The organism is Dysgonomonas termitidis (assembly GCF_042654545.1).
In the GTDB taxonomy this organism is placed as follows: domain Bacteria; phylum Bacteroidota; class Bacteroidia; order Bacteroidales; family Dysgonomonadaceae; genus Dysgonomonas; species Dysgonomonas termitidis.
In genome coordinates this window covers 1-24,405 of sequence record NZ_JBHSGN010000148.1, presented here as the reverse complement: position 1 = coordinate 24,405, position 24,405 = coordinate 1, and the positions used below count along the sequence as shown (strand labels likewise).

Below are 24,405 nucleotides of genomic sequence, written 5' to 3'. Positions count from 1 at the left end.
CCGTGATTTGTGCATAACCCTGTGTCGTGGAAATATTCGCATGCCCCATCATTTTGGCAATACTCTCGATGGAGAGTCCTGCCGAAATCGCCAGTGTCCCGAAGCTGTGCCGGCTTTGATGGTAGGAAAGGTTCTCTTTAAATCCCATGGAAACTCCGATCTGGTTTATATCCCACCAAATCATATCGCGTACAGGTAAAGGAAATACAGGCTTACTGTCATCGGTGGTATTGTAAAGTGAAAGTATCTGCCCGGCTATCGGGTGCAAGGGTATAAATGCCTCTACATGTGTCTTTACCCGCTGTTTCCGGATATAGAGCCTGCCTTCTGCCGTTTTACCGATATGGCGCGGATAAAGGCCGTATATGTCCACGTAGGCAAGGCCGGTCAGCGAAGAGAAAATAAAAGCCCTGCGCACCAGTTCCAGGCGTGGGTCGCTCACCGGGGTTTCCATAATCCGCTTTAAGTCCTGTTTGCTTATATAGCGGTGCCTGGCGGGTTCTTTCTTTTCGTACCGTACATCTTCAAGCGGATTGCTCCTCAATACCTCCTGATCGATGGCAATGTAGATAAGGCGGTTCAGCCATGTCAGACTCCGGTTTATATAGGAATTCTTCCGGTTGTGCACTGTTTTCAGGTAGATTTTGAATGATTCCCCGAACTCCCCGGTGATATCCGTAAAAGCAATATCTTCCATCCCCCTGGAGAGCAGAAATTCCCGCAGGTTGGTTTGCATAAGCCTGGACTCCCGGTGGTTTGAATTTGAGTTTATCTCTGTCGAACGAATCCGTAAACGTTCCAGTTCCACTGTACCTGCTTCAAGCAGGCAGGTAGGAATAGAGTTTATACCGGCTATCGTATTTTTCAAAAGTTCGCTGCTGACCGCTCCCTGTTGTTTAAGGATATGCTCATAGGTATTTACAATGCGGTTACGGAACTCTGTCAGGCGATGGTTATCCCTTGCCGTTTTGATCACGCCTTTTTTGGCGTTCCAGTCATCGGGCGGACAGTAAATACCTGTCGTAAGAACGGATATTTTGCCGTCGATGCTGATCCGGCACATAACGGCTGTTGTGCCGTCGGACTTTACTTTTGCCCGGTTGATATAGAATAACAGTTTGAATGTACTGCGCATGATTTATAAATTTAAAGATTTAAAGTTCAAAAATTTAAAGGTTGACAGAATCAGGGAACTAAAGGATCAGCTTCAAATCGCCGGTTGCTTCTATAAACCTGTCCATATCTTCGAAAAGCTTCTTCGGGGTGACGCGGGCGTAAATTTGTGTTGTCTGGATATTGCTGTGCCCGAGCATCCTACTGATCGTTTCTATCGGAACGCCCTCTTCGAGCGTAATAAGGCTTGCAAAGCTGTGGCGCGCTGAATGAACAATACTCATTAAAACGGTAACGAGCGAATCGGGGTAAATAAAACGTAACTCGTTTTAAATGAATCAAATTACTCTAATTTGCTATTTTGCTAAAAAGCAGGATATAGCCAAATATTGCAGTATTTGAGTTACCAATCCGTTACCACGATAGTTACCGGATTAAAACAGGTAACTTGTGGCAGATTGGAGAAGTATAGATTGGGTTATTTTGTACTGATTCACAATATTTTGCATAACAAAGAGCACTTATAAAACCGGTAACTTTGTCGTCAGATTTCTGACGACAAAGCCCATAAAAAACTATAAGTGTTATGAAGCAAGAAAAATTCAAGGTTTTACTTTACCTCAAAAAAAGTAGTTTGGATAAATCGGGTAAAGTCCCCATCATGGGAAGAATAACCGTTGGGCGTTCGATGATACAGTTCAGCTGTAAACTCTCCTGCACTCCCTCCCTTTGGAATCCCCGTGAGAGCCGTCTGAACGGGAAGAGCCGTGAAGCGGTTATTGTTAATTCCAAATTAGACAAGCTACTGCTCGCCGTCAATTCTGCTTATGAATCCCTGTTGGAGCGGAAGCAACGATTTACAGCCGAAGATATCAAGAATCAGTTTCAAGGAAGTGTAGAAACCCAAATGACCCTGTTGAAACTCTTTGACCGTCTCACCGATGAGTTAAAGATGCGTATCGGTATCGACCGTGCAGCGGGTACTCTCCCTACATATACTTACACCCAGCGAGCCTTAGCCGAATTCATCAAAAAGAAGTTCAATAGCTCCGATTTGGCTTTCGGGCAGCTTAACGAACAGTTTATCCGGGAGTTTCAGGATTTTGTACTGCTGGATAAGGGATTGGCAATGGATACACTACGCCACTATCTCGCCTTGTTGAAGAAAGTGTGCAAGATAGCCTATAAGGAAGGCCATTCCGAAAAATGCCATTTTGCCCACTACAAGCTGCCCAAGCAAAAAGAAACCACACCCAAAGCATTAAGCCGTGAGGATTTCGAGAAGGTCAGGGATCTGGAAATACCCGAAAACAGAACCTCCCATATCATTACACGGGATTTATTCCTGTTTGCATGTTATACAGGGACTTCGTATGCCGATACAGTCTCTATCACAAAGGAGAATATCATCACGGACGAAGAAGGCTGTCTCTGGTTGAAATACCGCCGGAAGAAGAACGAATTGCTGGCACGGGTTAAGTTGCTTCCCGAAGCCATTGACCTGATCAAAAAATACAAAGATGAGAGTCGGGAAACCCTGTTCCCGAAGCAACACTATGCCACCTTGCGCTCCAATATGAAAGGCTTGCGGATTATGGCTAATCTATCGCAAGATCTGGTCTACCACGCCGGGAGACATTCGTTTGCCAGCCTGGTCACGCTTGAAGAGGGCGTACCCATAGAAACAATTAGTAGAATGCTCGGTCACAACAACATAACCACTACACAGGTCTATGCCCGTGTTACTCCCAAAAAGCTCTTCGAAGATATGGATAAATACATAGAGGCAACCCGGGATTTGAAACTGGTTCTGTAATCTCTGATTTTCTAATTTCATTTATTATCAAATTATCAATCATTAAATTTTTGAATATTAACTCTTTAAACCTGTACATCATGCGATCAACATTTAATATATTATTCTATATCAACAGAAACAAGGTAAAAACTGATGGTACAACGACTGTACTGTGCCGAATCAGTATAGATGGCAAACAAAGTGTTCTTTCGACAGGGATCTATTGCAATCCCGAAGAATGGAACGCAAGGAAAGGTTCTACCGACAGCGAGCGAAATAATACTTGTCTGGCTAAATTCCGGGCTAAATTGGAACGAGCCTACGAAAGCATGCTAAAAAACACAGGTGTTGTCAGCGCGGAGTTACTGAAAAATACCATTGCGGGGGTAAATGCTGTTCCCACGATGCTGTTGCAAGCAGGAGAAGCTGAACTAGAACGGCTGCGCCTGCGTTCGTTGGAAATAGCCTCTACTTCTACCTACCGCCAGTCCAAACTCACACAACGGAATCTGAAAGAGTACCTGTGCTACCGGAGAATGGAAGATATTTCCTTTTCGGATATAACCGAAGCCTTCGGGGAATCCTTCAAACTATTCTGTAAAGGGGAACTGGGTTTTAGCTCCAGCCATACCAACCGGCACCTATGCTGGCTCAACAGGCTTATCTACATTGCTGTCGATCAGGAGATATTAAGAGCCAATCCCCTTGAAGAGCTTGCTTACGAGAAGAAAGATGCTCCCAAACTCAAATACATCACACGGAGCGAACTCAAACGGATCATGGAAACTCCGATGCATAGCAGGATGATGGAACTGGTTCGCCGGACATTTATTTTCTCGGCTTTCAGCGGGCTGGCTTATGTGGATATGCAAAGGCTTTATCCCCGCCATATCGGAAAAACAGCAGAAGGCAGACCTTATATCCGAAAACGCAGGGTAAAGACTGATGTGGAAGCATTTATTCCGCTACATCCGGTAGCCGAACAGATCCTTAATTTATATAATACCACAGATGACACAAGTCCTGTATTTCCATTACCCGAAAACCGGAATGTAATATGGAACGACATCAACCAAATAGGTATTGTCGCCGGGTTGAAAGAGCCTCTCTCCTACCATAAAAGCCGCCATTCGTTTGGAACCCTTTTATTATCAGCAGGTATCTCCATCGAGAGCATTGCCAAAATGATGGGGCATGCCAATATCAACACGACACAAGGCTATGCCAAAGTAACAGACGATAAAATATCGGAGGATATGGACAAATTGATGGAACGGAGAAAAACAGTGCAAAATACAGCAAATCAAACCGCAATAATACTATAAACCATGAAAGAAGGAATAAGAGGAGTAATTACAATAACAGAGAATGGAATAGTTGCTGTTCCAGGTCATGTAAGAATGAGTGTTTCTGATATTGCCGATCTGTTCGGTATCTATTATCAGACGGCAAAGAAGCTCATTCGAGATATTGAAAAATCAGGTGTTGTCCGGGGCGATGATTCGATGGACTGTGTAGTTGAAGGGAAAAATATCTATCCGGATTATTATGGGCTGGATATGGTTATCGCTCTTGCTTTCCGAATTCAGTCAAGAAATGCAGAGGTATTTAGAGAATGGCTCTGTGGTAAAGCCGTAAGAAAAGAAATCCCTGAAATGCCAATAATATCTATTCAAAATTATATGTTGAATTGAAGCTCTTAACCAATTAGAGATAAACAGGCATACCTATAAACATGGCAGGCTTTTCTTAAGGAAAGCCTGTCATGTACTTGTTATTCCATCTACTTATCTATAATGCGTTTCAAGTTATTTACCGTCCAAGTATCGGTTATTTCCGCTTATGGCCGTCCAGCCCGTTTTGAGAGGGCGACTGCCCGCAGAATAACCGCTTGGCCGATAATAACTTTGAACGGTTAACGGTAGCCATTACTTAACGTTTTCCTGCAAACTTTCTCAGACAAAGGGCTGGAGGCTGACAAAAGTCAATGACTTACTCCGGCAGATGAATCCATAGCCCATTACATTTTTAAACTATTCCCTCTCTTTGGCGGCTTGGGTTGAATGTTGGGGCGTTGATTCTGACTCTGCTGTTGGCTGTACCGTTTGACTATATCCCCAATATCTAGCTTGATCAGCTGCCAGGGTTTATCTCTCAATGATACGGGGTCAGACTCTTCATCCGCCGACTCAAAACAGACCAGTGATTTGAGTATCTCCTCTTTGGTATATGAGTACGGATAACGTTCTTCATAAAATCCGAGCATCTGTTCAAGGGAATAGGTCTGTGAAAGCTCGTCAAGATCCCAAAAATCCTTTTTACGGCCTCCATTGCCGACAACCTCCAGCTTCATGGCAGCAATATCCTCTATGTGTGCCATACGAATACCGTCAACCTGCTGTACAGGCCTGATATAGGGGTCGGTATAATACAGATCCACTTTGACAGCTCTTTCTGCATTTTGGCCAACGTAATATGATTTACCAAATGCCACCTCTCCAAATGAAGGAGAATCCACATAGGGGAAGTTATTGCGTAAGAATTTATCTATTGCATCAAAGTCAATGCTTTTATACTCGGCATCCGTAAAAAGGTCTATGTCGACCGATATGCGATGTCCCAGTTGCAGGCTCAGCGATGTGCCGCCTACCAGGCGGAACGCTTCCAACTCATCAGCCGTCATCAGCCGGGTCAGGACGGAGTGAAGCTCATCCTTTATTGTATTATAATATAATTTTGTTTTCATTACTGTCTTTTCTGTTTATTTCCCGTGTAAGGGTGATTTGTTTACTTTGTTCGACAACCTTATCGACTTCATCTTTGCCATAGAAACGGATAATCTCTTCCATTTCCGTCTCATTGCCTCTATGGTACACACGCTCGATAACAAACCGCTTGTTTCTGATCCAGTCGATCAGGTCGAAATCGGTATCCCAGAAGATAACCTTTCGAATTTTTGACAGGTCGGGATGGATATTCCGGTTCAGCTCCTTTTGAGCCTCTGCCAGATCGAAATAGGTTTGCAGAAGCATAAAGTAACCCTCTTGCGGAGCCTCCAGCGCCTTGTCCATCTTCAATGACAAAACGGGATTGATCCGCCGCCTGCGCTTGGTAACTTCTCCGATAACCTGCTCGTATTCTCCGATCGAGGCGGCGAATGCTTTCTTGGTTATATGCCGCTTCCTGAGTTCCCGCTCCAGGATATAGCCGGGATGTACACCTTTTATTTGTTCGATACTGGGCAACATAGTAAATCTGTTTTTGTGTGACAATGAAGTTTGGGTACGATACTGATCTGTCAGGAACCTCTTAACTTCGATCTAGCTGTTGCAAAGATAATAAAAATAAATGATTTTGTTTATTTTTTTTTTATCACCTTACTGTCGAAAGGCTTCTCGGTAGTTCTCCTCCAGCATCTTCTGGATATCGCTTTCCCTGTACAGCACTTTTCCTCCCAATTGGATATAAGGTATTTTCCCTGTAGTTCGATAATCCTGCAAAGTCCTTCGACTAACCTTTAACCTGTTCGATACCTCCTGATCTGTCAAGAAACGCTCGCCATTCAGTGTTGGCTTACATCCTGTCAGCACGGATTCGATTTTGTCCAGCATCCTGTCCAGCGAACCGAAGAACCGTTTTATACGATCATTCTCCCTTGTGATAATTTCGTTACTCATACTACTTTGATTTTAATTTGTTAATAACTGCTTCCACATCTTCCGGTTTGTAGAATAGTTTGTGATTGATCTGGGTATAAGCCAGTGTACCATTATCCCGGTATGTTTGCAGGGTACGTTTGGAGATGTTGAGTATCCGGCATACATCCTGATTATCCAGCCAGCGGTGAAGACCTTTGTCCTGATGATCCCCGCACAGGTTTTCCACTTTCCGGGTAAAGGCTTCGAAACGGTTCATCATCGATTCGAAGGTTTGGGCTTCAATGTTTATTATTTCCATAACTTTTCATATTTTAGAATGAATAATTTCGTTTACAGCATAAATATATATACAAAAAATCGGCTAAACAGCAAAGTTATTGACGCTGGCATCATTCGGCAGCTATTGGCATCATTTGACACTTTGGGGCGATTTCAAGAACAAAGAAATAATTAATTCGGAAGAGGTTTCAGTACTCAAAGTCTACTGGCAGCCAGTGGCTTCGGTTTGGAAGCCGGTGGCTTTGCCTGAGTGAATCAATCCCAATTTCCCGATCCCGGAAATAAAAGAGAAACAGCCCACGAAAATTGATTCGCGGGCTGTTTCTCTTTTATTTGTTTTGTACGGGATTAGTATTTATCCCCTTATAAACTTGCGGTATGCTTCATTTCTGACCGACTCATATGGGCTGCTGTCTTCTATCCGGTCCAGTGCCAGCAGGATGCGTTCCTGGGCACGGGGAATACGGGTGATCAGTTGTTCGAAGAAATCCGTATTGCATAACTTGAAAGCTGTCTCTACCGAAGTTTTCTTGCCTTCGTACCCAACCTCTTTTCCGGTAGCCAGATCTGCCATTGTTTCAAGATCATCCCACATCACCCCGGAATCTCCCTGATCTAACATCCGTGCCCGGGAGATAGCAGCAACAAGGTTCTTATGCATTAATTCTTCCAACAGCTCCTTGCTGACAAGGGAACGGGCTACGCTTACACGCAGCTCATAGCTGCTCTCTTCGATGTAATATGAAGCTTTTCTTAATTTACGTGATATAAAGTCGGCTACTATTCTAAATAGTTTTACCATTTGTTTCTTCATTGCTTCATATATATCCGATGCCATGCTGCGGTGCATATCCATAAATGCCTTTCGGAGCAATGGACTACTCAGAAACAATCCGGTCCATAGCCAAAGGCTTATCACCACATGGATTTGTATAAATGTATCCATTATTCTGTCGGATTAAGATTATTTGTACGGTAAATAGTTTCTATATCCTCTTTGAAGGTCTCCAGGTGGTTCAGGATGATATTTTCCACATAGCTGCTAATCGTGGCTTTGGATTCGTCCATCAGGTGGACAATACGCATCAGGCGGCGATGGGTAGTTGCCGTAATATAAAGTGGTTTACGGTGGGTAAAATCCACCCGTACAAAGAACACCTCCTGATAGTCATCCTGAGTCTTACGTTTTCTTTTTGCGGGAGCTTTAGTTACCGATAATTCTGTGGGTAACTGAGCAGGTACAGTTGTGCTATCTATTTTCTCAGCCTGTTCTGTTTTTGTAACAAAAGAATCATCTGTTACGGCATCGACAAGTACTGTATCTACAGACTCCGCTGCTTTTTCTTCCTGCTCTGTTTTATATACAGGCTGATCCGGATCAATACCGTTATGTACCAATTTGAGCAGATCATCGTATTTATTTGCTGTTTTTTTTGTTACCATTATATTCGGGGTTTTAAGTGAGTAATTTCCAGTAGCTCATCCACCAGCAGATCCAGATTGCTGCCTTTGACAAGGTTCTTATCGGCAGGGAATATGGTGGAGAGAAAGATGGCATCGCTGCCCTCCAGAGATTGCTCCCTGTCGTAGCGAACGGATTGGGGAATGGCTGTCTGCATCAGGGATAAACCGAACTCTCGGATAACGCCTTGGTAATGGGTGAGCCACTCTTTTTTGATACGCCCGTCGATACGGTTCCAGAACAGGTGGATAGCTTTTAGCTTTATATCCGTATGTTCCCGGATCAACTCGCTGGCGGGGATAATAAACGAGAGGGTGCTTTCCATCGAGAGACGGGAAGGGGACATGGGAACAAAAACATAATTCATCCCCATAAAGGTAGCGATCACCCCTTCGTTGTTAATTGTTCCGGGCAAATCAAAAAAGACGACATCATAATCGGCAGGCTCTTTTGATAAAAATTCTTCTGCTCTGGATATAGCTTCTTCCGGCTTGGAGCAGACAATCGGATAAGTCTGTTTACCTAGCGATTCGAACAGGGAGATAGCTTTAGACTGGTAGTGCAGGTTGGTCTCTAATTGACGGATCTCCCGCTTGCGCATGTCATAGACACTGCACTGCGGATAGTCGCAGTCTATCACGGCGACATTCAATCCTTTCTGATAATGTAGCAGGCTTGCTGCCAGGACAGTGAAGGTACTTTTACCTACTCCCCCCTTCTGGGTGGAGAAAGCGATAAATAAAGGTTTCTGTTTCATACGGATTGATAGTTTTAAAATTAGACATATTATTATTTAGAAAATTTTCAGTTTTTACTTCTTGATTGAAAATTGCATAAATTACTATCAGATTATCAAATCATCTTATTTTCAATAAAATACTAAAACGATCAACCTTTCATGTTGTGAAATCTTCAAGTCTTCCTGTTTCCAAATTACCAAACAACCAACTTTTCAAGTTTGATAATTACCGGTTTGTCAAATATGAAAGGCTATTGGAAAAATAGCCGGTTTACCAACCTCCAATTTTTAATGTTTTATATACAAATTGAAAATAATCTGTTTTTTAATCTGTAAAAACTGCAAACTGTAAGTTTATAAGACTTTTAGATGCGAATATATAACAACTTATTTATCAGTGTATAATACTGGTTTCTATTGCATAGGATGGCTTTATTCTGCACTAAAATGATGATGGTTCTATCGGTTTGATTTATTTAAAAGAGGAAATTATATTTTTTGCATGAGGTCATTTACCTAAATTATAGAGCTGGCAAACCGCAGCAGTCCACACCGGTATTTTTATGCCTGAAATAGTAATATGCAGCGAGTCTCCGCAGAATAATCCGATCCGGGTAAAGCATTGTAATTCAAGAAATATTATTATTTAATTCGTGGTCTGTATCATTAAAATAACAGACTAATGAAAAGTAAAAAAGCAGTATCGGCGGCCTCTTATCCAAGCCGCATTTTTGAGAATTATCAAGTATTAAATGATCCGGGCTGTTTAGTGGTATGCCCGAAGTTAAGCATTAACGATGCCGTCAACCAAAAAAACAGTGAGACATTTGTCTCTTCTTTTTTTGCTTTTCGTCATAGAAGCAAGTTTATGTTTCGAGTGCATCGAAACTCTGAATTATCCCGCTGGTCTCCATTCAAACTTGTAAAAAGGATGATGATAATGAAAAACAAAAAAGGCGGGCGACCGAAATTAAGTCCCGCCGAAAAACTGAAATACCGGATAGCGGTCAATCTTTGCACGAAAGATTATTACGCCTTGAAAGCAAAAGCAACCCAAGCAGGAATGACCTGTACCGAAGTGGCGCGATTGACAATTACCGGTTGCCAAGTTCGCCAACGATTGACAACAGAACAAATGGACTGTATCCGCAAACTCTCCGGCATGGGAAACAATCTGAATCAGATTGCGAAAAAAGCAAATGCCGAGGGTTACACCGATGCCCGAAGCGAATACCTCTATCTGGCGGATAAAATTGATAACACATTAAATCTTTTAGAAAATGGTAGCCAAGATAGTTAAAGGTAAAAGTTTCAAGGGCGTAATCAATTACGTTCTCGACAAAGCCAAGCAAACGGAATTAATTGCATCGGAAGGCGTTCGCCTGAAAAGCCGTGAATCCATTATACGAAATTTCATCACTCAAGCCGGGTTAAACCCAAAAGTATCCAAAACGGTCGGTCATATTTCATTGGATTTCTCGGCACAGGACAAGGATAAATTGACCAATGAGAAAATGGTGCAGATTGCGAAAGAGTACATGACAAAAATGGGAATTATAAATACACAGTACATCATTGGTCGGCATTACGACAAGGAACATCCGCATATCCACATCGTTTTCAATCGGATAGATAACGATGGTAAAACGATTTCGGACAGGAACGACCGTTACCGTAGTGAAAAGATATGCAAGGAGCTGACCGAAAAGCACGGATTGTACTTTGCACAAGGCAAAGAAAATGTAAAACGGCATCGCTTGAAAGAGCCGGATAAAACAAAATACGAAATTTTTGATGCCCTGAACGCAACCATTCCGAAGTGCAAAAATTGGAAAGACCTGAATGACGAACTGAAAAAGCAAGGTATCGTAATCAGTTTGAAATACAAGGGCAACACCAATGAAGTTCAGGGCATTCGGTTTGAAAAGAACGGATATATATTCAATGGCTCAAAGATTGACAGGCAATTCAGTTACAGCAAGATTGATTTTCAACTGAAACAAAATGACAGGACGCAAGATATTCATGTTCAATCCGCACATAATCATTCCCAAAATCAATCTTCTGTTTTGGAAAATACAGTTTCTGCTTTGGGTGGGTTATTCGATATTCCGACATCAGGAACAAACTATGACCCCGATGAAGCGGAATTGATGCGACAAACTAAACCCAAGAAGAAAAAGAAAAGAGGATATCATTTATAAACCATTAAAAAACAAGTCATTATGAGCAATACGAATAAAATGGATACTTCCGCCATATTTGAAATGTTTGAAACAATAAATAGTAAGTTGGATAAGCAACCGAACAAACAGGTTGAGGTTGATTTATCAGCTATAAATGCTATAACAGAACGGTTTGAAAATGTGATTGACGAAGTTAAAAAGCCCACCATAATCGAACATCAACACCGCCATACGATTGATATACGTTCCAATTGGTTTTTTCTTTCATGGGTAGCATTGGCTGTAATCGTGCTTGGCTCATTTTGGGCAATTGCCAACCAACGGCAAACGATTAGCCAATATCGAGACAATGACATGAAATACAGGTATATTAAGATGCAAGGACAGACCAGTAAAGAAAATCTTTATTGGTTGGAACAGCAATTCAAGTATGGTGATAGTATCCGAATCATTCGTAAGCATGTAGAGAAATACGAGGAGTTAGTTCAGGAACAGGCGGAAAGATTGGAAAGGGTGCGAAGGAATAGTGAGGAGGCAGAAAAACTGCGGGAAAATGTTGAATTGTTAAAAACCAAGTAAGCGTCTGCTACTGCATTTAAGAATATCCGAAATATACATAATCAAAAAATCGAATTACGCAAGTTTCTTGTGATGTTTTTTGCCGACACGAAGATTATTACTACCTTTGCGGCCGAAGTTTTAATAGCAGAAATAGAGATAAGTAAAAATATAAGATGCTTGAATTGAAAAATATACATAAATCCTTTGGCGATGCACAGGTGCTGAATGGGGTCAATCTCCGTTTGGAAAAGGGTTGTGTATATACACTCAAAGGTGGTAACGGTTCAGGCAAAACGACCTTAATCAACATCATATCGGGATTTCTGAAACCGACTGTTGGTGTTGTGGAGTTTAAAGGAAAGAAAATTGCGCGGTTTGCACCCTATCGTGTCAATCGTTTGGGAATTGGGCGGACATTTCAGGATTTGCGACTTGCTACACAAATGTCTGTTTATGAAAATATTTTGCTGGCACAGGAAAAGAAATTATTTGCCAATCCGAGTACAGAACAGCAAAAACGCGCAGACGAAATTTTGGAAAAAGTTTCTTTGTTGGAAAAACGCAATGAATTGGCGGGCGAGATAAGTTACGGACAACAAAAATTATTAACTATCGGCTGTTGTATAGCCAACGATGCCGATTTGTTGTTAATCGACGAGCCAGTAGCGGGCATTGATAAAGATAATTTGCTGAAAATTACCAACCTGATAAAGCAGTTAAAACAAGAGGGGAAAACGATTTTGCAAATTGAACACAATACCGATTATATCAATGCAACAAGCGACCATATTTTGCAAATGGAAAAAGGAGTAATCGTATGCTGAAAGTAGCACACATAACCACAGGTTACGGCAAAAAGCAAGTGCTGACTGATGTTTCCTTTGAAATCGGCAAAGGCGAAATTGTTTTGCTGACGGGCGGCAACGGCTCAGGCAAAAGCACAGTGCTGAAAACGATATATGGTTTGTTGAAAATTTGGTCGGCAGAAGGAAAAATTATTTTTGAGGGCGAGGACATTACCGCTTTGCCCACAGCGCAAATGTTGCGGAAAGGCATTGCTTATATGCCGCAAAAGAAGAATGTGTTTGAGGAATTTACGGTGGAAGAAAATTTGCTTACTTCGGCAAATATTTACACAACCGCCGATGCCAAAGAACGAGTAAAAAAGGTTTATGAAACGCTGCCGATGCTTGAAACGCTGCGAAAACGCACACCGTTCCATTTAAGCGGCGGCGAAAAGCAGTTATTAGCTTTTGGCTGTTTGCTGGTGCATAAGCCGAAATTGGTGTTGCTTGATGAGCCGTTTGCGGGGGTTGATTCTCAAAACTCCGAGATAATTGCAAATAGCATAGCCGATTTGAAAAAGGAAAATGTAACTTTTATTATCGTAGAGCACAAAAAGTATTTATTTGAAAATCAAATAGATAAAGTAATTGAATTAGAATTAGGAATTATTAAAAATTAAAATAGTATGAAAAAGAAAATTTTTATTACAATTGGAGTGATTGCGATAATTGCAATCGGAGTATTTGTTTATCTGAATAAGATGAATAAAGAACAAGAAGTGATTAAAATCGGTGCGATTTTGCCATTAAGTGGAGATGTTGCCGTTTATGGTAAAAACACCCAAAAAGGTATTGATTTGGCTGTTGAAGAAATAAATAAGGCAGGAGGAATTAACGGAAATAAAATTCAGATTATTTATGAAGACAGTAAGGCTGACTCCAAAACAGGAGTAACTGCAATGTACAAACTCATTGAGAATAAAGTGCAAGCCGTTATTGATAATAGCGTAAGTTCTGTGGCATTGGCAATAGCCCCGATTGGAGATAAAAATAAAGTTGTAGTTTTATCAACAGGTTCAACTAATCCAAAATTGTCGGGAATTAGTCCTTATTTTTTTAGAATTTGGAATTCTGATAATCTAGAAGGACAATTATCGGCTAATTTTGCGATAGATACACTCAATTTATCTCGTGCAGCAATTATTTATGTTAATAATGATTATGGGAATGGATTATGTAAAGTTTTCTCTGATGAATTTACAAATAAAGGCGGTAAAGTTCTAAACAAAGAAAATTATGAACAAGGGGCTAATGATTTCAAGAGTCAATTAGCGAAAATAAAAGCAAGCAATATTGATGTACTTTATATTGCAGGATATTCAAAAGAAAATGCTATTATTATCAAACAAACACGAGAATTGAAATTTAATTGTCAACTCATAGGCACAGTAACAATGGAAGATAAAACAATTATTGATATGGCAGGAAAGGCAGCGGAAGGAATAATTTATCCATACCCCAAAGACCCTGATATTAATAATCCGACAGTTGCGAGTTTTAGAAAAAATTACAAAAACTATTATCACGAAGATATATCAATTACTTGTGATGTGGGTTACGATGCTGTCTATCTAATAGCAAAAGCAATATCATTAGGAAACTCCACAGGTGAAGGTATTAGAAAAGGGCTTACTGAAATAAAATCTTATGAAGGGGCTTCAGGTTTGATTGAGTTTGACAGGAATGGAGATGTTAATAAACCAATGCAATTTAAAAAAATAGCGAATGGAAATTTTGTAATCATTAAATAGGTTTTGAGTATGCACACAATATTTTGGATATTAATAGGTTTTATCTTATTAGCGGGCATTAGTCTTTTGATAATCCAACACAATAAAAACAAGGATAAACTACATAACTTTGTTGTTAAAATGTGGGGGAAAAAATGGATTTTACATTATGCAACCCCTTTTTGGATAACAATTATTTTGACATTCGTTTTTAATCTATCATTGATGGGTATGCATATTGAGGCAACGCCATACTCCCTTATGGGTATGACTATTAATTTTCAGCCGTGCTTTTTAATTGCTATTAATTTAGGTTTCTCAATATTGACATTTTTTTTAAGTTTGGAACTGCAAAGATGTTTTTTACATATTCTTTTTAGTCGTACATTTATAAATGCTATGAATGAAACCGCAAATGAACATTTTGTATTACAAGCATTTACGGTAGAATTATACAAACAATTTGCTAATACGGATAATTTTTTAACACACCTGAAAGATGTTAATTTTAAAAATATTGATGAATTAATAAAAAATATAAAAGCCTCGGAAGGCGGTGTATCTTTATCTACATATTTGTATGCTGTATTATTGAAAGAATCTCTTTTACAAAAACCGTCAATATTATTTTCTGTATGGAACTTGGAAATTGTACAATTAACAGAAAAAAACGATTATGCTTTTTATACAAATTACTTGAATAATATTTATAAAACGCTTGATAAGAATAAGAAAAAAAGAATCTTTATTTCAAATGCTAATACAGACATTACAGAAGATATAAAAGTTCAACATAAAAATTGGGGATTTGATAATATTTATTGGTGTAATTCAACTACTTTTGAGGATATCAGAAGGAAGTCAAATGCTAATGAAAAATATGACGATTTTATTCTGTTTGAATCTGGGAAAAATAAATGGATTATAGGCAAAGATAAAGATGATAAAAAAACGAGAATCTGTTACAAAGACGAAACAGTAGATAATATAAAAAACTTTTTTTCTGATGATAATATTCAACAATACGAATCAATAACATTATAATTTTTTAAATATATGGGACAATTTATTGTAAATTTCAAAAGTAAGACTGATTTGATAAATTCAAGTCAGAAAAGTAGTTCAACTCAAAAAAAGTCTGTCAATGTTAATAAAAAAACTAATAGACAAATCAAAACTGTTTGAGGATTCACTAATTCATTTTTTAGATGAACGATTGTCTTCTTACACGGAAGTGAGAAGGCAATCGTTATACCCGATTAATGATATTGGCATTTTATTTCGCCCTTATCTTTTTTGTACGGGTATTAATATGAGTAATAAAAAGATAGAATCGAATTATTATGATATTGCAGTAGCAATAGAGTTATTGCAAATATCAACTTTGATAATTGATGATATTTTTGACGATTCTCCAATTCGCAATGGACAAGAATCTATGCCCAAAAAATTCGGGATAAAAAATACTGTTATTATCGGAGAATTATTTAGAAGTTTATCAAACGAAATAATCTTAAAGAATCAATATATAAATGATTCAGAAAAACGAAAGATAATTGCGAATTTGGAGGAAGCGTATCAAAAAATTTGTATTGGACAATTTTGGGATTTACAATATGAAAAGTTGCCAATTATTACAGAAGAAAAATATTTTGAGATGATTGCCTATACAACAGGTTATTTCATTCAGAAATCTTTTTTATCAGGTGCTGTAATAGCAGGTATTAATGAGCAAAAATATCACGCATTGTCTGAATATGGTTTAAAATTGGGTACAGCATATCAATTACGAGATGATTTAGTAAATATCTTGACAGATGGCAGTAACGGTAAAATAATCGCAGAAGATTTAGTTGCTCATAAAAAACGACTTCCTATTATTTATGTTTTGAATAGTCCAAAATATAAAACAGAATTTTGTAGAATTTGGAATAAATCTTCGTTTTCAAGTAATGATATTGATATTCTGTTGGATATAATTGAAAAATCAAAATCAGTTGAATATTGCATTTCGCAATTAGAAAGACTTTGCAAAGAGGCAATTGATAGTATAAAACCATTTAAATTTGGCGGACAAAAGAAAGAATTAATAGATTTAGCAAATTTAGTATGTTCAATATAACAGCACAGTTCATTGTAAATATATTATTGACATTTTCGCTATATCTAACAATGTCATATTCTTTTTCATTGACTTACTATCCAACACGCTTTTTCCATATCGCCCACGCCATTACCCTAACCTTTTCCGCCTATTTTACCTATTTGTTTTCGCAACAGTTGCATTTCCCATTATATTTATCAATTCCGTTAGCCATTATAGCCGCTACCTCTGTTGGTATGTTATCTGAAATCATGTTGTATAAACCATTACGGAAACGCAATGCCTCGCCAATGATACTGATGATTGCCTCGTTGGGGCTTTACACCGTGTTGCAAAATGTCGTATCTATGCTTTGGGGCGATGATACCAAAAGCGTGCGGACAGGCGAAATCAAAGTAGGCAACGAATTTTTTGGAGCATATATTACCGATATTCAGATTATCACGATTGTAATTTGTTTGGCGTTGTTTTTGGCTTGTGTATTTTTTATGAAATACAACAGGATTGGGCGTAATATTCGTGCAGTAGCCAGTAATCCGGAATTGAGTAATATTGTCGGTATCAATTCCGACAGGATTATTTTGTGGTCGTTTGGCATTGGTTCGGCATTGGCGGCGGTTGCCGGAATTTTGATTGCTTTCGATACGGATATGACACCTACGATGGGTTTTAATTGGCTGTTGTATGGCGTGGTGGCGATGATTATCGGCGGCGTAGGCAGTAATTGGGGATTGGTAGGCGGTGCTTTGCTGTTGGCAACGGCTCAACACCTATCGGCATACTACATAGGCAGTCAATGGATGGATGCCATTGCCTATATTATTCTGATTTTGTTTTTAATAGGAAAACCGCTCGGCTTTAGTGGCAAACGGTTGAAGAAAATAGAAATATAAGATGGAATATCTGTTACATTTATTGATATTAGTCGGCATTTACGCAATGCTCTCGCAAAGTTTAAATCTCTCTGCGGGCTTTGGCGGAATGATTTCGCTTGCTCACGCAGGATTTTACGGAGTGGGTGCATATACCGCCGCTTTGCTTGCCGTCAATTTCGGGGTGCCTTTCTTGTTGGTCTTACCGATAGCGATGCTGTTAAGCGGATTATTGGCGTTGGTTGTGTCCGCTATTGCTTTGCGCACGATAGACGACTATTTTATTATCTGCACTTTGGGTATTCAGGTCATTGTCTTTTCATTGATGAACAATTGGATGTCGCTCACCAAAGGACCGCTCGGCATTCCGGGTATTCCTGCCATTTCACTGTTTGGAGTTGCAATAGAAAGTAAATGGGCATTTTTGCTTTTAACATTGTTTTTTGTCGCTTTGATATTCTTTTTCCTGAAAAAACTGACCGCCTCTTCATTTGGTCTTACTTTGCGGGCATTGAGCGAAGACGAAATTTTTACACAATCGTTAGGTAAAAATGTTTATTTGTCAAAAGTTATCTCTTTTACCGTTGGTGCGATGCTTGCCGCCGTTCCGGGAGTGCTTTACGCACACTATATCAGTTATATTGACCCGACAAGTTTTACAGTCGATGAATCTATTTTTATCCTTTCCATTGTCATTATCGGCGGTATGCGCAATTTATGGGGAAGTGTTATTGCGGCAGCGTTTCTTGTTTTTTTGCCCGAAGTCCTGCGCTTTGTCGGTATGCCGAATGCCATTGCTGCCAATATGCGGCAGATTATTTATGGTGGGGTATTGATTTTTATGATGTTTCGGTATAGTCGGGGATTTGAACGGAAAGCTGCTGATAATCTTTTTTAGGCATCGGTGGGGAAAATGCGGGGAAAATTTCTCCAATCAAAAAGTCTAATTGACTGACTATCAATTAGACTTTTACTTTTCTGATACCCAGAGCCGAATCCATAGAATACAAATGATAAAACATGGAGATAAATATATTACTTTCTCTATGGTTAAGTAAGTAATCTTTTATATCTTTGTAGTCAAAAGCCGTTCTTTGTATTTTGTGCAAAATGAGGTAAAAGAAAGAAATTCGCTCGTTTCTAAACCGTTACCTGCTAAGATTTTTATTCTTGCAACTTGCTTGTTTTCAGTCGGAAAGAAAAATTCATGTGTCTTGCTGAATGCGTGGTAACTCGCTTGGTAATACCGCATAATTTAGCGATACGTTGCAGACAGCGATTCATACTATCGCCAAAAGTGGGAACAGGAAATACATAATTATTTTTGGCTACTAATCGGTATTGCTCAATCAGTTGTTTAGCTACCGGAAGTAGCTTTACATAAAATGTCGCATTGGTCTTCTTGCGTTTAGCTATAAGCCACAATTCGCCATCGAAAGAAGTTTGAATATCATCGAAGGTTAGTTTCTTGACATCGGAGTAAGCCAATCCGGTAAAGGCTTGGAAAACAAAAATATCCCGAACTTGTCGTTGCTTATATCGGCGAAGCTCCACAGACATAAATCTTTTGAGTTCATCTTCGGTCAGATAGCCTCTGTCACGTGTTTTGGCCTTGAATCGAAAACTAGCAAAAGGATTGATATGGATATATCCTTTGCGCTGCGCAATCAACATAATTTGCTTGAGCTTGGTAACAGCTGTAAGCAAAGTGCTTCCTGCCAGCTTGCGTTCTTCCAATAGATAAGCATAATAATCTTCAATAAACGGAGGTTCTATTTCCTTGATCGGAATATCGGAAAGATTGTATCTGTCCCGTAGAAACATTTCGACTCGTCTGCGATTAATAATCAGTTGCTCGTAAGAGCCTTCGGTACGGTCTTTACCCACACGTTTGGCATAACTTTCGTAAAACTCATCTGCAATAGAGAAGAAAGTGCGGAACTCATCCCCGAAGCCCAGATAAGCGTTTTTGACTTTTTCGGCAGAAACAAAATTATCTTTGTCGCAAATACTTTGGTACTGCTTACCGATCTGGGTTTTAATATTATCTAACTTCTGATTGATTTTCTGTGCTTCGAGGCTTTTACCCGATGCTCGGTTTGCTTTGGTGTCCCAAAGGTCGGGCTTTATGTTTAGCTTACAGCTAAACTGGGAGATGGTACTGTTGACTGTGATCCTGCCCATAATCGGGGCTTTGCCCTCTTTCAGATTGTTCTTTTTCAGGTAGAACAAAACCTTAAATGTACTTCTTGCCATAACTCTAATTTTTTTTGTTACAAATTTAGTTTACTTAGAGTTATCCGGTGCTATGCAAAATTACGCAAACCACTGAATAAGTGACGAATAGACTCTGATGCCGTAAAGTTACTCAGGTAATGATTTGGAAACTGAACTCGCCGTCATCTTTGCTTTTTCGTGCATTTATTCTCTTTTTGTCAAAAGAACTATTTTACTTAATCTGCTGATTTAATTCTCGTTACTCTCTTTTGCTTCCTCTCTCCTAAATGTCTGCTGTTTCCTTCAGATATTCATTCATTTTTTGATTACTGTTTATAGGGAATATTGGTTCATCATTATATTGCCGTTTATATTTTTCTAAAATTTGGAGTGATATCTTCAATAATGGGATATGTGCTGGCTGATGAGTTTTATGTCGATTAATTTTTATCCATAAATGATTGTCAAACCCCAGCTCAATATCAGATTGGGTTAAATTACATAAATCAATATATGATATCCCGGTGAAACAGCTAAAAATAAAGATGTCACGGACTTGCTCAAGCTATGGGGATGGAGGCATTTTCAATAAATAATCCGATGGAAGTTGAAGGCACATTAAAGAAGACTTTTATGATGGATGGGCCTGTATTAATATCCGTTAGTACAGATCCCAATGCATTAGCAATGCCTCCTAAAATAGAATTCGAACAGCTAAAAGGATTTGCTCTTTCCATGTCAAAGTTAATAATGAAGGGCCAAATAAGCCAGGTCATTGACACCATTAAAAGTAATGCAAACCATATCAGGGAAATATTCTGAGGATGTTTTAAGTATTAATAACTGAACCCGTATCGCATAAATGCTCTACGGGTGAAACTTTATATTCTGATTATGTAATAGCTTGACTCTAATTTATACTGATCTTTAAATCTAGTCTATAGATTTATTTAAAAGAGGGAAAGAACAGGCGCTCTAAGTAAAACTACATTCATTATTGAAGGATGTAAGATTCCGGGACATAATATAAATAAACTGTCTTGAAGCTGCGTGAGACTGAATATTATCTACAATGCACCTGAATTATTAGCAATAGCAGGCTATAGCTATATGCTTAACAAAAGATCGAATAGGTCTTAGTCCCTATAAATTATCAAATTGAATTTTATGAAAAAGGATTATGGAAATAATAATTGGAGTGCTATCGATGCTAATACTGTCATTGATATACTACATACAAATGTCGTAAATGGACTATCGGAAGAAGAAGTTAAAAACAGACTTGACGAATTTGGCAAAAATGATCTTCCTGAAAAAAAGCAAGAGAATAAATTCGTTCGCTTCTTAAAACAATTTGACAGCATCTTAATTTATGTGCTATTTTTCGCAGCTGTTGTAACAGCAGTGCTTGGCCAATACTTCGAAACAATATTTATACTACTTGTCACTTTGATCAATGCATCTATTGGCTTTATTCAAGAAAATAAAGCCGGAAAAGCTCTGGATAAAATAAAGAAAATGCTATCGTCTAAAGCTCAAGTAATAAGAGATAGAGTACGAAAAGAAATTAATGCCACCGATCTTACTATCGGCGATATCGTTTTATTAGCTCCCGGCGATAAGGTACCTGCTGATTTGCGATTAATGACAGCAGATAATCTCAAGATAGATGAGTCTACTCTAACCGGCGAATCTGTCCCTTCCGAAAAGATAATCAGTGTACTTGATCCTGATACGATATTGGCCGATAAAACAAATATGGCTTTTTCAGGTACTGCAATAAGTACAGGTACAGGAATTGGGATAGTCGTTGCCACGGGTGAGAATACAGAGATAGGTATGATTAATAAACTTCTCGATGAAGTACCTGCCATTACTACACCATTAATAAAACAAACGGCTCACTTCGGTAAAATGGTATCAATAGTTATAGTGGTCATATCATTATTTGTTTTCTTGTTCGGTTATTTTTTTCGCGATTATCAGACCGAAGTTCTGTTATTGTCAGTCATTGGCCTTGCAGTAGCAGCTATACCCGAAGGTATGCCTGCTATTCTTTCTATTATACTGGCTATAGGAGTTAGGAATATGGCTCGACGAAAAGCCATTATACGTCATCTTCCTTCGGTAGAAACCTTAGGTGCTGTTTCAGTTATATTTACTGATAAAACCGGTACGCTCACTAAAAATGAGATGACTGTTAAAACATTACAAACTGCCGATGATGAGTTTAAGGTTACAGGAATAGGCTACATACCTGAAGGTATGATTTTAATAAACGAAGAACAGGTTGATCTTAAGCAACAATCAGTCCTGACGAGACTGATTTATTGTATGGAAATATGTAATGATGCGGCAATAAGTAATGATGCGGACGGATTGTGGACAGTACAAGGCGATCCGACGGAAGGCGCATTGATTACATTGTATCGGAAAGCTAATTTTGAAGTTAACCAAGCTGAACGTATTGCTACCATACCCTTCGATTCGGAATATAAATATATGGCGGCTTTGACTCATATAGGCGGCGAAAATATCATTTTTGTGAAAGGTGCTCCCGACCACCTTTTCGAGATGGTTTCCAAAGAGCAGTCACTCAATGGTGTTAGAAATTTTGATTTTACTTATTGGAATGATAAAGTTACCCATCTGGCTGATAGAGGACAGCGTATAATTGGGGCAGCCTATAAGGTTGTAGATTCAGGAAAGAGCGATCTTAAACATGAAGATATATATGACGATTTGATTTTTCTAGGTGTGGCAGGAATAATAGATTCTCCACGCAGGGAGGCTCTCGAAGCCATTGACGAATGTCTCAAAGCGAGAATCCGTGTAAAAATGATTACGGGCGATCTGGTAAATACTGCAAAAGCGATTGGATTGGAGATGGGTATTGGAGATGGGAAAAGAGCTATTCAGGGAAAAGATATAGAAAAAATGTCTGATGACGAGCTGGTAATGGCTGTGCATGAATACGATATATTTGCACGTACTACTCCTCAACAAAAGCTCAGATTGGTAAATGCGCAACAATTGGATGGTTCTATTTGTGCAATGACTGGCGATGGGGTAAATGATGCCCCCGCGTTGAAAAAAGCCGATGTAGGTGTTGCTATGGGAATAAAAGGAACAGAGGTTGCTAAAGATGCGGCAGAAATGATACTGGTAGATGATAACTTCAAGACAATAGTTTCAGCGGTTGAAGAAGGCAGGCGTGTTTTCTCTAATCTGACGAAAACAATTTTGTTTATTCTTCCCACAAATGGAGCGGAAAGTTTCTTGATTATAGCCAGTATCTTATTCGGGGTAATGATACCGATTACCCCCGTACAGATATTATGGATAAACATGATAACATCCATTACCATTTCTTTGGCTTTAGCATTTGAGAATATCGAACCCGGAACAATGGAGCGTCCACCCCGTTTACCAAATACTCCTTTATTAAGTAAATATTTTATATGGCGGATATTATTTATATCGGTACTTATCGGCGGAGGCACTTTAATTCTCAATATGATATTGCTCAGTCGTGGATATGATGCCGATATCGTTAAAACGATTACTTTACAGGTTATTGTTTTTTCTCAATTATTCCACTTATTTAATTGCCGGAGTATTCGCGGATATGCTTTTAATAAGAATTTCTTTAATAATAAAGCGATTTATGTAGTATCGACTATACTTATTGTTCTGCAATTAGGCATCACTTATTTACCTTTTATGAACAGATTGTTTGCTACAAAGCCTTTGCCTGTATATGATTGGTTATATCCTATTTTGTTTGGTTTAGGGATATTCTTCATTATAGAAATTGAAAAATCTATTATCAGACGTATAGATAAGTATAAGGGAGTAATTTAATTAAACTTGCGGATACAAAGAAAATTCCTATGGCTTTATTTCAAAAGACATAGAAATTTTCTTTTGACATTATTATTTGAGCTGTGGTCGTAACGGCTAACTTCACTTCAATATTATTACGTGTAGCGTTGGAATAAGGGCAAACCAGATGCGCTTTCTTAACTAATTCTTCTGCTTCTTTTTGATCCATTCCAAGAATATCCACATCCATCTCTACCGCTAATTGGAAACCTCCATCGTTGTTTTTACCAATACTAACTTTTGCCGTTACAGTTAAGATTATTTCCTTCTTTTTCAATAATGCCGCATGATTTAAGGCACTCCCGAAACATGCTGAATAACCGGCTGCGAAAATTGTTCAAGATTAGTGTACGAACCACCCGGGCCTCCCATTTCTTTTGGTGGTTTGACTTCAAGGTCCAATACTCCATCCGGTGATTTAATCATTACCCTCTCTTCCGCCTACAGAAATTGCTACGGCTGTATACATTGCTTTCATACCATTTATATATTGGGGTTTATACTTCGAATAACAAGATAATACATTTTTTCGGCTTGATCTTTGATATTCTGTGAATTATGTAATTTGTTTTTTTATTGTGTAAATAGAATGGAAGTCGTTCTATCTTTGATCTTAAGACTCGCACTTCAATGCCTTTTGAAAAATTATTAATATGACTTACGTCCACAAACCCAAATTCTTCTATATTTACATCTTTATAGAATCTGCCTAAATTTTCAGGGGGTATATTGTATTGCATATAATTCTTTGAGAAGTGTCGATCCTTTAATTGGTATCAAAAGAAATAATATATATAAAATCAAAAATCAATTCTTTACGAAGGAATATGGGGAATTTATATCCAAGCTTTTGTAAATGAGATATTCTACAAGAGTTTTTTATACTTTGTAAAGTAATTAATTCAAGTTGCTATTTATAGAATTATCCAATAAAAAAGGTCAATCCCTTAACTTT

Annotated in this window: 26 protein-coding genes and 1 pseudogene; 15 read left to right on the top strand and 12 right to left on the bottom strand. The window is 38.7% G+C overall.

Going from position 1 to position 24,405, the window contains the following annotated elements; all coding sequences use genetic code 11:
• On the bottom strand, positions 1 to 1,135 hold a 1,135-nt coding region (locus ACFO6W_RS23480), incomplete at its 3' end, for a site-specific integrase (RefSeq protein WP_380001096.1).
• Positions 1,136 to 1,193: 58 nt separating this feature from the next.
• A pseudogene (locus ACFO6W_RS23475) lies at positions 1,194 to 1,391 on the bottom strand (tyrosine-type recombinase/integrase); the annotation flags it as partial.
• 308 nt (positions 1,392 to 1,699) lie between these two features.
• Here ACFO6W_RS23475 and ACFO6W_RS23470 point away from each other — a divergent pair.
• The 3 genes from ACFO6W_RS23470 (at position 1,700) to ACFO6W_RS23460 (ending at position 4,605) form a co-directional block, all read left to right on the top strand.
• Positions 1,700 to 2,929 carry a tyrosine-type recombinase/integrase gene (locus ACFO6W_RS23470; protein WP_380001094.1) on the top strand — a complete coding sequence of 410 codons (1,230 nt, stop codon included), beginning with the start codon at positions 1,700 to 1,702 and terminating at the stop codon, positions 2,927 to 2,929.
• Between the two features lie 80 nt (positions 2,930 to 3,009).
• Entirely contained in the window at positions 3,010 to 4,236 is a 1,227-nt protein-coding gene (locus ACFO6W_RS23465; protein WP_380001092.1) for a site-specific integrase, read from the top strand.
• A 3-nt stretch (positions 4,237 to 4,239) separates the two neighbouring features.
• On the top strand, positions 4,240 to 4,605 hold the full coding sequence (locus tag ACFO6W_RS23460) for a hypothetical protein (protein WP_380001089.1): 366 nt from the start codon (positions 4,240 to 4,242) through the stop codon (positions 4,603 to 4,605).
• 326 nt (positions 4,606 to 4,931) lie between these two features.
• Here the strand turns inward: ACFO6W_RS23460 and ACFO6W_RS23455 are convergent, their stop codons facing one another.
• From ACFO6W_RS23455 to ACFO6W_RS23425, 7 genes are all read right to left on the bottom strand, one after another.
• Positions 4,932 to 5,657, bottom strand: coding sequence for a nucleotidyl transferase AbiEii/AbiGii toxin family protein (locus ACFO6W_RS23455; RefSeq protein ID WP_380001086.1), 726 nt, complete (start codon positions 5,655 to 5,657; stop codon positions 4,932 to 4,934).
• Positions 5,635 to 6,159 (bottom strand): helix-turn-helix transcriptional regulator, encoded by a 525-nt coding sequence (locus ACFO6W_RS23450; RefSeq protein WP_380001085.1) that lies wholly within the window; start codon positions 6,157 to 6,159, stop codon positions 5,635 to 5,637. Before ACFO6W_RS23450 ends, ACFO6W_RS23455 begins: the two co-directional genes overlap by 23 nt.
• A gap of 129 nt (positions 6,160 to 6,288) precedes the next feature.
• Complete coding sequence (locus ACFO6W_RS23445) at positions 6,289 to 6,588, bottom strand: helix-turn-helix domain-containing protein (protein WP_380001083.1); 300 nt, start codon at positions 6,586 to 6,588, stop codon at positions 6,289 to 6,291.
• 1 nt (position 6,589) lies between these two features.
• Positions 6,590 to 6,868, bottom strand: coding sequence for a helix-turn-helix domain-containing protein (locus ACFO6W_RS23440; protein WP_380001081.1), 279 nt, complete (start codon positions 6,866 to 6,868; stop codon positions 6,590 to 6,592).
• 336 nt (positions 6,869 to 7,204) lie between these two features.
• On the bottom strand, positions 7,205 to 7,795 hold the full coding sequence (locus ACFO6W_RS23435; protein WP_380001079.1) for a hypothetical protein: 591 nt from the start codon (positions 7,793 to 7,795) through the stop codon (positions 7,205 to 7,207).
• The gene (locus tag ACFO6W_RS23430; protein ID WP_380001077.1) at positions 7,795 to 8,292 is read right to left on the bottom strand and encodes a DUF3408 domain-containing protein; all 498 of its coding nucleotides are present in this window, start codon (positions 8,290 to 8,292) and stop codon (positions 7,795 to 7,797) included. Before ACFO6W_RS23430 ends, ACFO6W_RS23435 begins: the two co-directional genes overlap by 1 nt.
• A complete protein-coding gene (locus ACFO6W_RS23425; protein ID WP_380001075.1) occupies positions 8,292 to 9,068 on the bottom strand; it encodes a ParA family protein in 777 nt (258 codons plus the stop codon). The genes ACFO6W_RS23430 and ACFO6W_RS23425 overlap by 1 nt, the downstream gene beginning before the upstream one ends.
• A 664-nt stretch (positions 9,069 to 9,732) precedes the next feature.
• Between ACFO6W_RS23425 and ACFO6W_RS23420 the strand changes: the two genes are divergently transcribed.
• The 10 genes from ACFO6W_RS23420 (at position 9,733) to ACFO6W_RS23375 (ending at position 18,246) form a co-directional block, all read left to right on the top strand.
• Positions 9,733 to 10,350, top strand: coding sequence for a MobC family plasmid mobilization relaxosome protein (locus ACFO6W_RS23420; RefSeq protein WP_380001073.1), 618 nt, complete (start codon positions 9,733 to 9,735; stop codon positions 10,348 to 10,350).
• Positions 10,331 to 11,254, top strand: coding sequence for a relaxase/mobilization nuclease domain-containing protein (locus ACFO6W_RS23415; RefSeq protein WP_380001071.1), 924 nt, complete (start codon positions 10,331 to 10,333; stop codon positions 11,252 to 11,254). Before ACFO6W_RS23420 ends, ACFO6W_RS23415 begins: the two co-directional genes overlap by 20 nt.
• 21 nt (positions 11,255 to 11,275) lie before the next feature.
• Entirely contained in the window at positions 11,276 to 11,815 is a 540-nt protein-coding gene (locus tag ACFO6W_RS23410; protein WP_380001069.1) for a hypothetical protein, read from the top strand.
• Positions 11,816 to 11,970: 155 nt separating this feature from the next.
• Positions 11,971 to 12,621, top strand: a complete 651-nt coding sequence (locus tag ACFO6W_RS23405) for an ABC transporter ATP-binding protein (protein WP_380001067.1) — start codon at positions 11,971 to 11,973, stop codon at positions 12,619 to 12,621.
• Positions 12,615 to 13,262: an ATP-binding cassette domain-containing protein gene (locus tag ACFO6W_RS23400; RefSeq protein WP_380001065.1), complete on the top strand. Its 648-nt coding sequence runs from the start codon at positions 12,615 to 12,617 to the stop codon at positions 13,260 to 13,262. Before ACFO6W_RS23405 ends, ACFO6W_RS23400 begins: the two co-directional genes overlap by 7 nt.
• Before the next feature lie 6 nt (positions 13,263 to 13,268).
• The gene (locus tag ACFO6W_RS23395) at positions 13,269 to 14,393 is read left to right on the top strand and encodes an ABC transporter substrate-binding protein (protein ID WP_380001063.1); all 1,125 of its coding nucleotides are present in this window, start codon (positions 13,269 to 13,271) and stop codon (positions 14,391 to 14,393) included.
• A gap of 9 nt (positions 14,394 to 14,402) precedes the next feature.
• The gene (locus ACFO6W_RS23390) at positions 14,403 to 15,416 is read left to right on the top strand and encodes a hypothetical protein (RefSeq protein ID WP_380001061.1); all 1,014 of its coding nucleotides are present in this window, start codon (positions 14,403 to 14,405) and stop codon (positions 15,414 to 15,416) included.
• A 100-nt stretch (positions 15,417 to 15,516) separates the two neighbouring features.
• The gene (locus ACFO6W_RS23385) at positions 15,517 to 16,494 is read left to right on the top strand and encodes a polyprenyl synthetase family protein (protein WP_380001059.1); all 978 of its coding nucleotides are present in this window, start codon (positions 15,517 to 15,519) and stop codon (positions 16,492 to 16,494) included.
• Positions 16,482 to 17,369, top strand: coding sequence for a branched-chain amino acid ABC transporter permease (locus ACFO6W_RS23380; RefSeq protein WP_380001057.1), 888 nt, complete (start codon positions 16,482 to 16,484; stop codon positions 17,367 to 17,369). The genes ACFO6W_RS23385 and ACFO6W_RS23380 overlap by 13 nt, the downstream gene beginning before the upstream one ends.
• A 1-nt stretch (position 17,370) precedes the next feature.
• Entirely contained in the window at positions 17,371 to 18,246 is an 876-nt protein-coding gene (locus ACFO6W_RS23375; protein ID WP_380001055.1) for a branched-chain amino acid ABC transporter permease, read from the top strand.
• A 266-nt stretch (positions 18,247 to 18,512) separates the two neighbouring features.
• Here the strand turns inward: ACFO6W_RS23375 and ACFO6W_RS23370 are convergent, their stop codons facing one another.
• On the bottom strand, positions 18,513 to 19,604 hold the full coding sequence (locus ACFO6W_RS23370; RefSeq protein ID WP_380001053.1) for a site-specific integrase: 1,092 nt from the start codon (positions 19,602 to 19,604) through the stop codon (positions 18,513 to 18,515).
• 534 nt (positions 19,605 to 20,138) lie between these two features.
• Between ACFO6W_RS23370 and ACFO6W_RS23365 the strand changes: the two genes are divergently transcribed.
• Together ACFO6W_RS23365 and ACFO6W_RS23360 are read left to right on the top strand one after the other, a co-directional pair.
• Positions 20,139 to 20,387, top strand: a complete 249-nt coding sequence (locus ACFO6W_RS23365) for a hypothetical protein (protein WP_380001052.1) — start codon at positions 20,139 to 20,141, stop codon at positions 20,385 to 20,387.
• Positions 20,388 to 20,732: 345 nt separating this feature from the next.
• The gene (locus ACFO6W_RS23360; RefSeq protein WP_380001050.1) at positions 20,733 to 23,429 is read left to right on the top strand and encodes a cation-transporting P-type ATPase; all 2,697 of its coding nucleotides are present in this window, start codon (positions 20,733 to 20,735) and stop codon (positions 23,427 to 23,429) included.
• 40 nt (positions 23,430 to 23,469) lie between these two features.
• On the opposite strand, the gene ACFO6W_RS23355 is transcribed toward ACFO6W_RS23360, so the two are convergent.
• On the bottom strand, positions 23,470 to 23,727 hold the full coding sequence (locus ACFO6W_RS23355; protein ID WP_380001048.1) for an OsmC family protein: 258 nt from the start codon (positions 23,725 to 23,727) through the stop codon (positions 23,470 to 23,472).
• Positions 23,728 to 23,741: 14 nt separating this feature from the next.
• Positions 23,742 to 23,876 carry a hypothetical protein gene (locus ACFO6W_RS23350; protein WP_380001046.1) on the bottom strand — a complete coding sequence of 45 codons (135 nt, stop codon included), beginning with the start codon at positions 23,874 to 23,876 and terminating at the stop codon, positions 23,742 to 23,744.
• Between the last annotated feature and the right edge of the window lie 529 nt (positions 23,877 to 24,405).

Bases quoted from the DNA above. Each gene is read 5' to 3' on its own strand.
- ACFO6W_RS23385 (WP_380001059.1), top strand. From the start codon at position 15,517: ATGTTAATAAAAAAACTAATAGACAAATCAAAACTGTTTGAGGATTCA.
- ACFO6W_RS23360 (WP_380001050.1), top strand. From the start codon at position 20,733: ATGAAAAAGGATTATGGAAATAATAATTGGAGTGCTATCGATGCTAAT.
- ACFO6W_RS23395 (WP_380001063.1), top strand. From the start codon at position 13,269: ATGAAAAAGAAAATTTTTATTACAATTGGAGTGATTGCGATAATTGCA.
- ACFO6W_RS23430 (WP_380001077.1), bottom strand. From the start codon at position 8,292: ATGGTAACAAAAAAAACAGCAAATAAATACGATGATCTGCTCAAATTG.
- ACFO6W_RS23435 (WP_380001079.1), bottom strand. From the start codon at position 7,795: ATGGATACATTTATACAAATCCATGTGGTGATAAGCCTTTGGCTATGG.
- ACFO6W_RS23365 (WP_380001052.1), top strand. From the start codon at position 20,139: ATGGAGGCATTTTCAATAAATAATCCGATGGAAGTTGAAGGCACATTA.
- ACFO6W_RS23420 (WP_380001073.1), top strand. From the start codon at position 9,733: ATGAAAAGTAAAAAAGCAGTATCGGCGGCCTCTTATCCAAGCCGCATT.
- ACFO6W_RS23460 (WP_380001089.1), top strand. From the start codon at position 4,240: ATGAAAGAAGGAATAAGAGGAGTAATTACAATAACAGAGAATGGAATA.
- ACFO6W_RS23445 (WP_380001083.1), bottom strand. From the start codon at position 6,588: ATGAGTAACGAAATTATCACAAGGGAGAATGATCGTATAAAACGGTTC.
- ACFO6W_RS23465 (WP_380001092.1), top strand. From the start codon at position 3,010: ATGCGATCAACATTTAATATATTATTCTATATCAACAGAAACAAGGTA.
- ACFO6W_RS23390 (WP_380001061.1), top strand. From the start codon at position 14,403: ATGCACACAATATTTTGGATATTAATAGGTTTTATCTTATTAGCGGGC.
- ACFO6W_RS23375 (WP_380001055.1), top strand. From the start codon at position 17,371: ATGGAATATCTGTTACATTTATTGATATTAGTCGGCATTTACGCAATG.
- ACFO6W_RS23425 (WP_380001075.1), bottom strand. From the start codon at position 9,068: ATGAAACAGAAACCTTTATTTATCGCTTTCTCCACCCAGAAGGGGGGA.
- ACFO6W_RS23370 (WP_380001053.1), bottom strand. From the start codon at position 19,604: ATGGCAAGAAGTACATTTAAGGTTTTGTTCTACCTGAAAAAGAACAAT.
- ACFO6W_RS23410 (WP_380001069.1), top strand. From the start codon at position 11,276: ATGAGCAATACGAATAAAATGGATACTTCCGCCATATTTGAAATGTTT.
- ACFO6W_RS23380 (WP_380001057.1), top strand. From the start codon at position 16,482: ATGTTCAATATAACAGCACAGTTCATTGTAAATATATTATTGACATTT.
- ACFO6W_RS23450 (WP_380001085.1), bottom strand. From the start codon at position 6,159: ATGTTGCCCAGTATCGAACAAATAAAAGGTGTACATCCCGGCTATATC.
- ACFO6W_RS23470 (WP_380001094.1), top strand. From the start codon at position 1,700: ATGAAGCAAGAAAAATTCAAGGTTTTACTTTACCTCAAAAAAAGTAGT.
- ACFO6W_RS23455 (WP_380001086.1), bottom strand. From the start codon at position 5,657: ATGAAAACAAAATTATATTATAATACAATAAAGGATGAGCTTCACTCC.
- ACFO6W_RS23415 (WP_380001071.1), top strand. From the start codon at position 10,331: ATGGTAGCCAAGATAGTTAAAGGTAAAAGTTTCAAGGGCGTAATCAAT.
- ACFO6W_RS23400 (WP_380001065.1), top strand. From the start codon at position 12,615: ATGCTGAAAGTAGCACACATAACCACAGGTTACGGCAAAAAGCAAGTG.
- ACFO6W_RS23440 (WP_380001081.1), bottom strand. From the start codon at position 6,868: ATGGAAATAATAAACATTGAAGCCCAAACCTTCGAATCGATGATGAAC.
- ACFO6W_RS23350 (WP_380001046.1), bottom strand. From the start codon at position 23,876: ATGATTAAATCACCGGATGGAGTATTGGACCTTGAAGTCAAACCACCA.
- ACFO6W_RS23405 (WP_380001067.1), top strand. From the start codon at position 11,971: ATGCTTGAATTGAAAAATATACATAAATCCTTTGGCGATGCACAGGTG.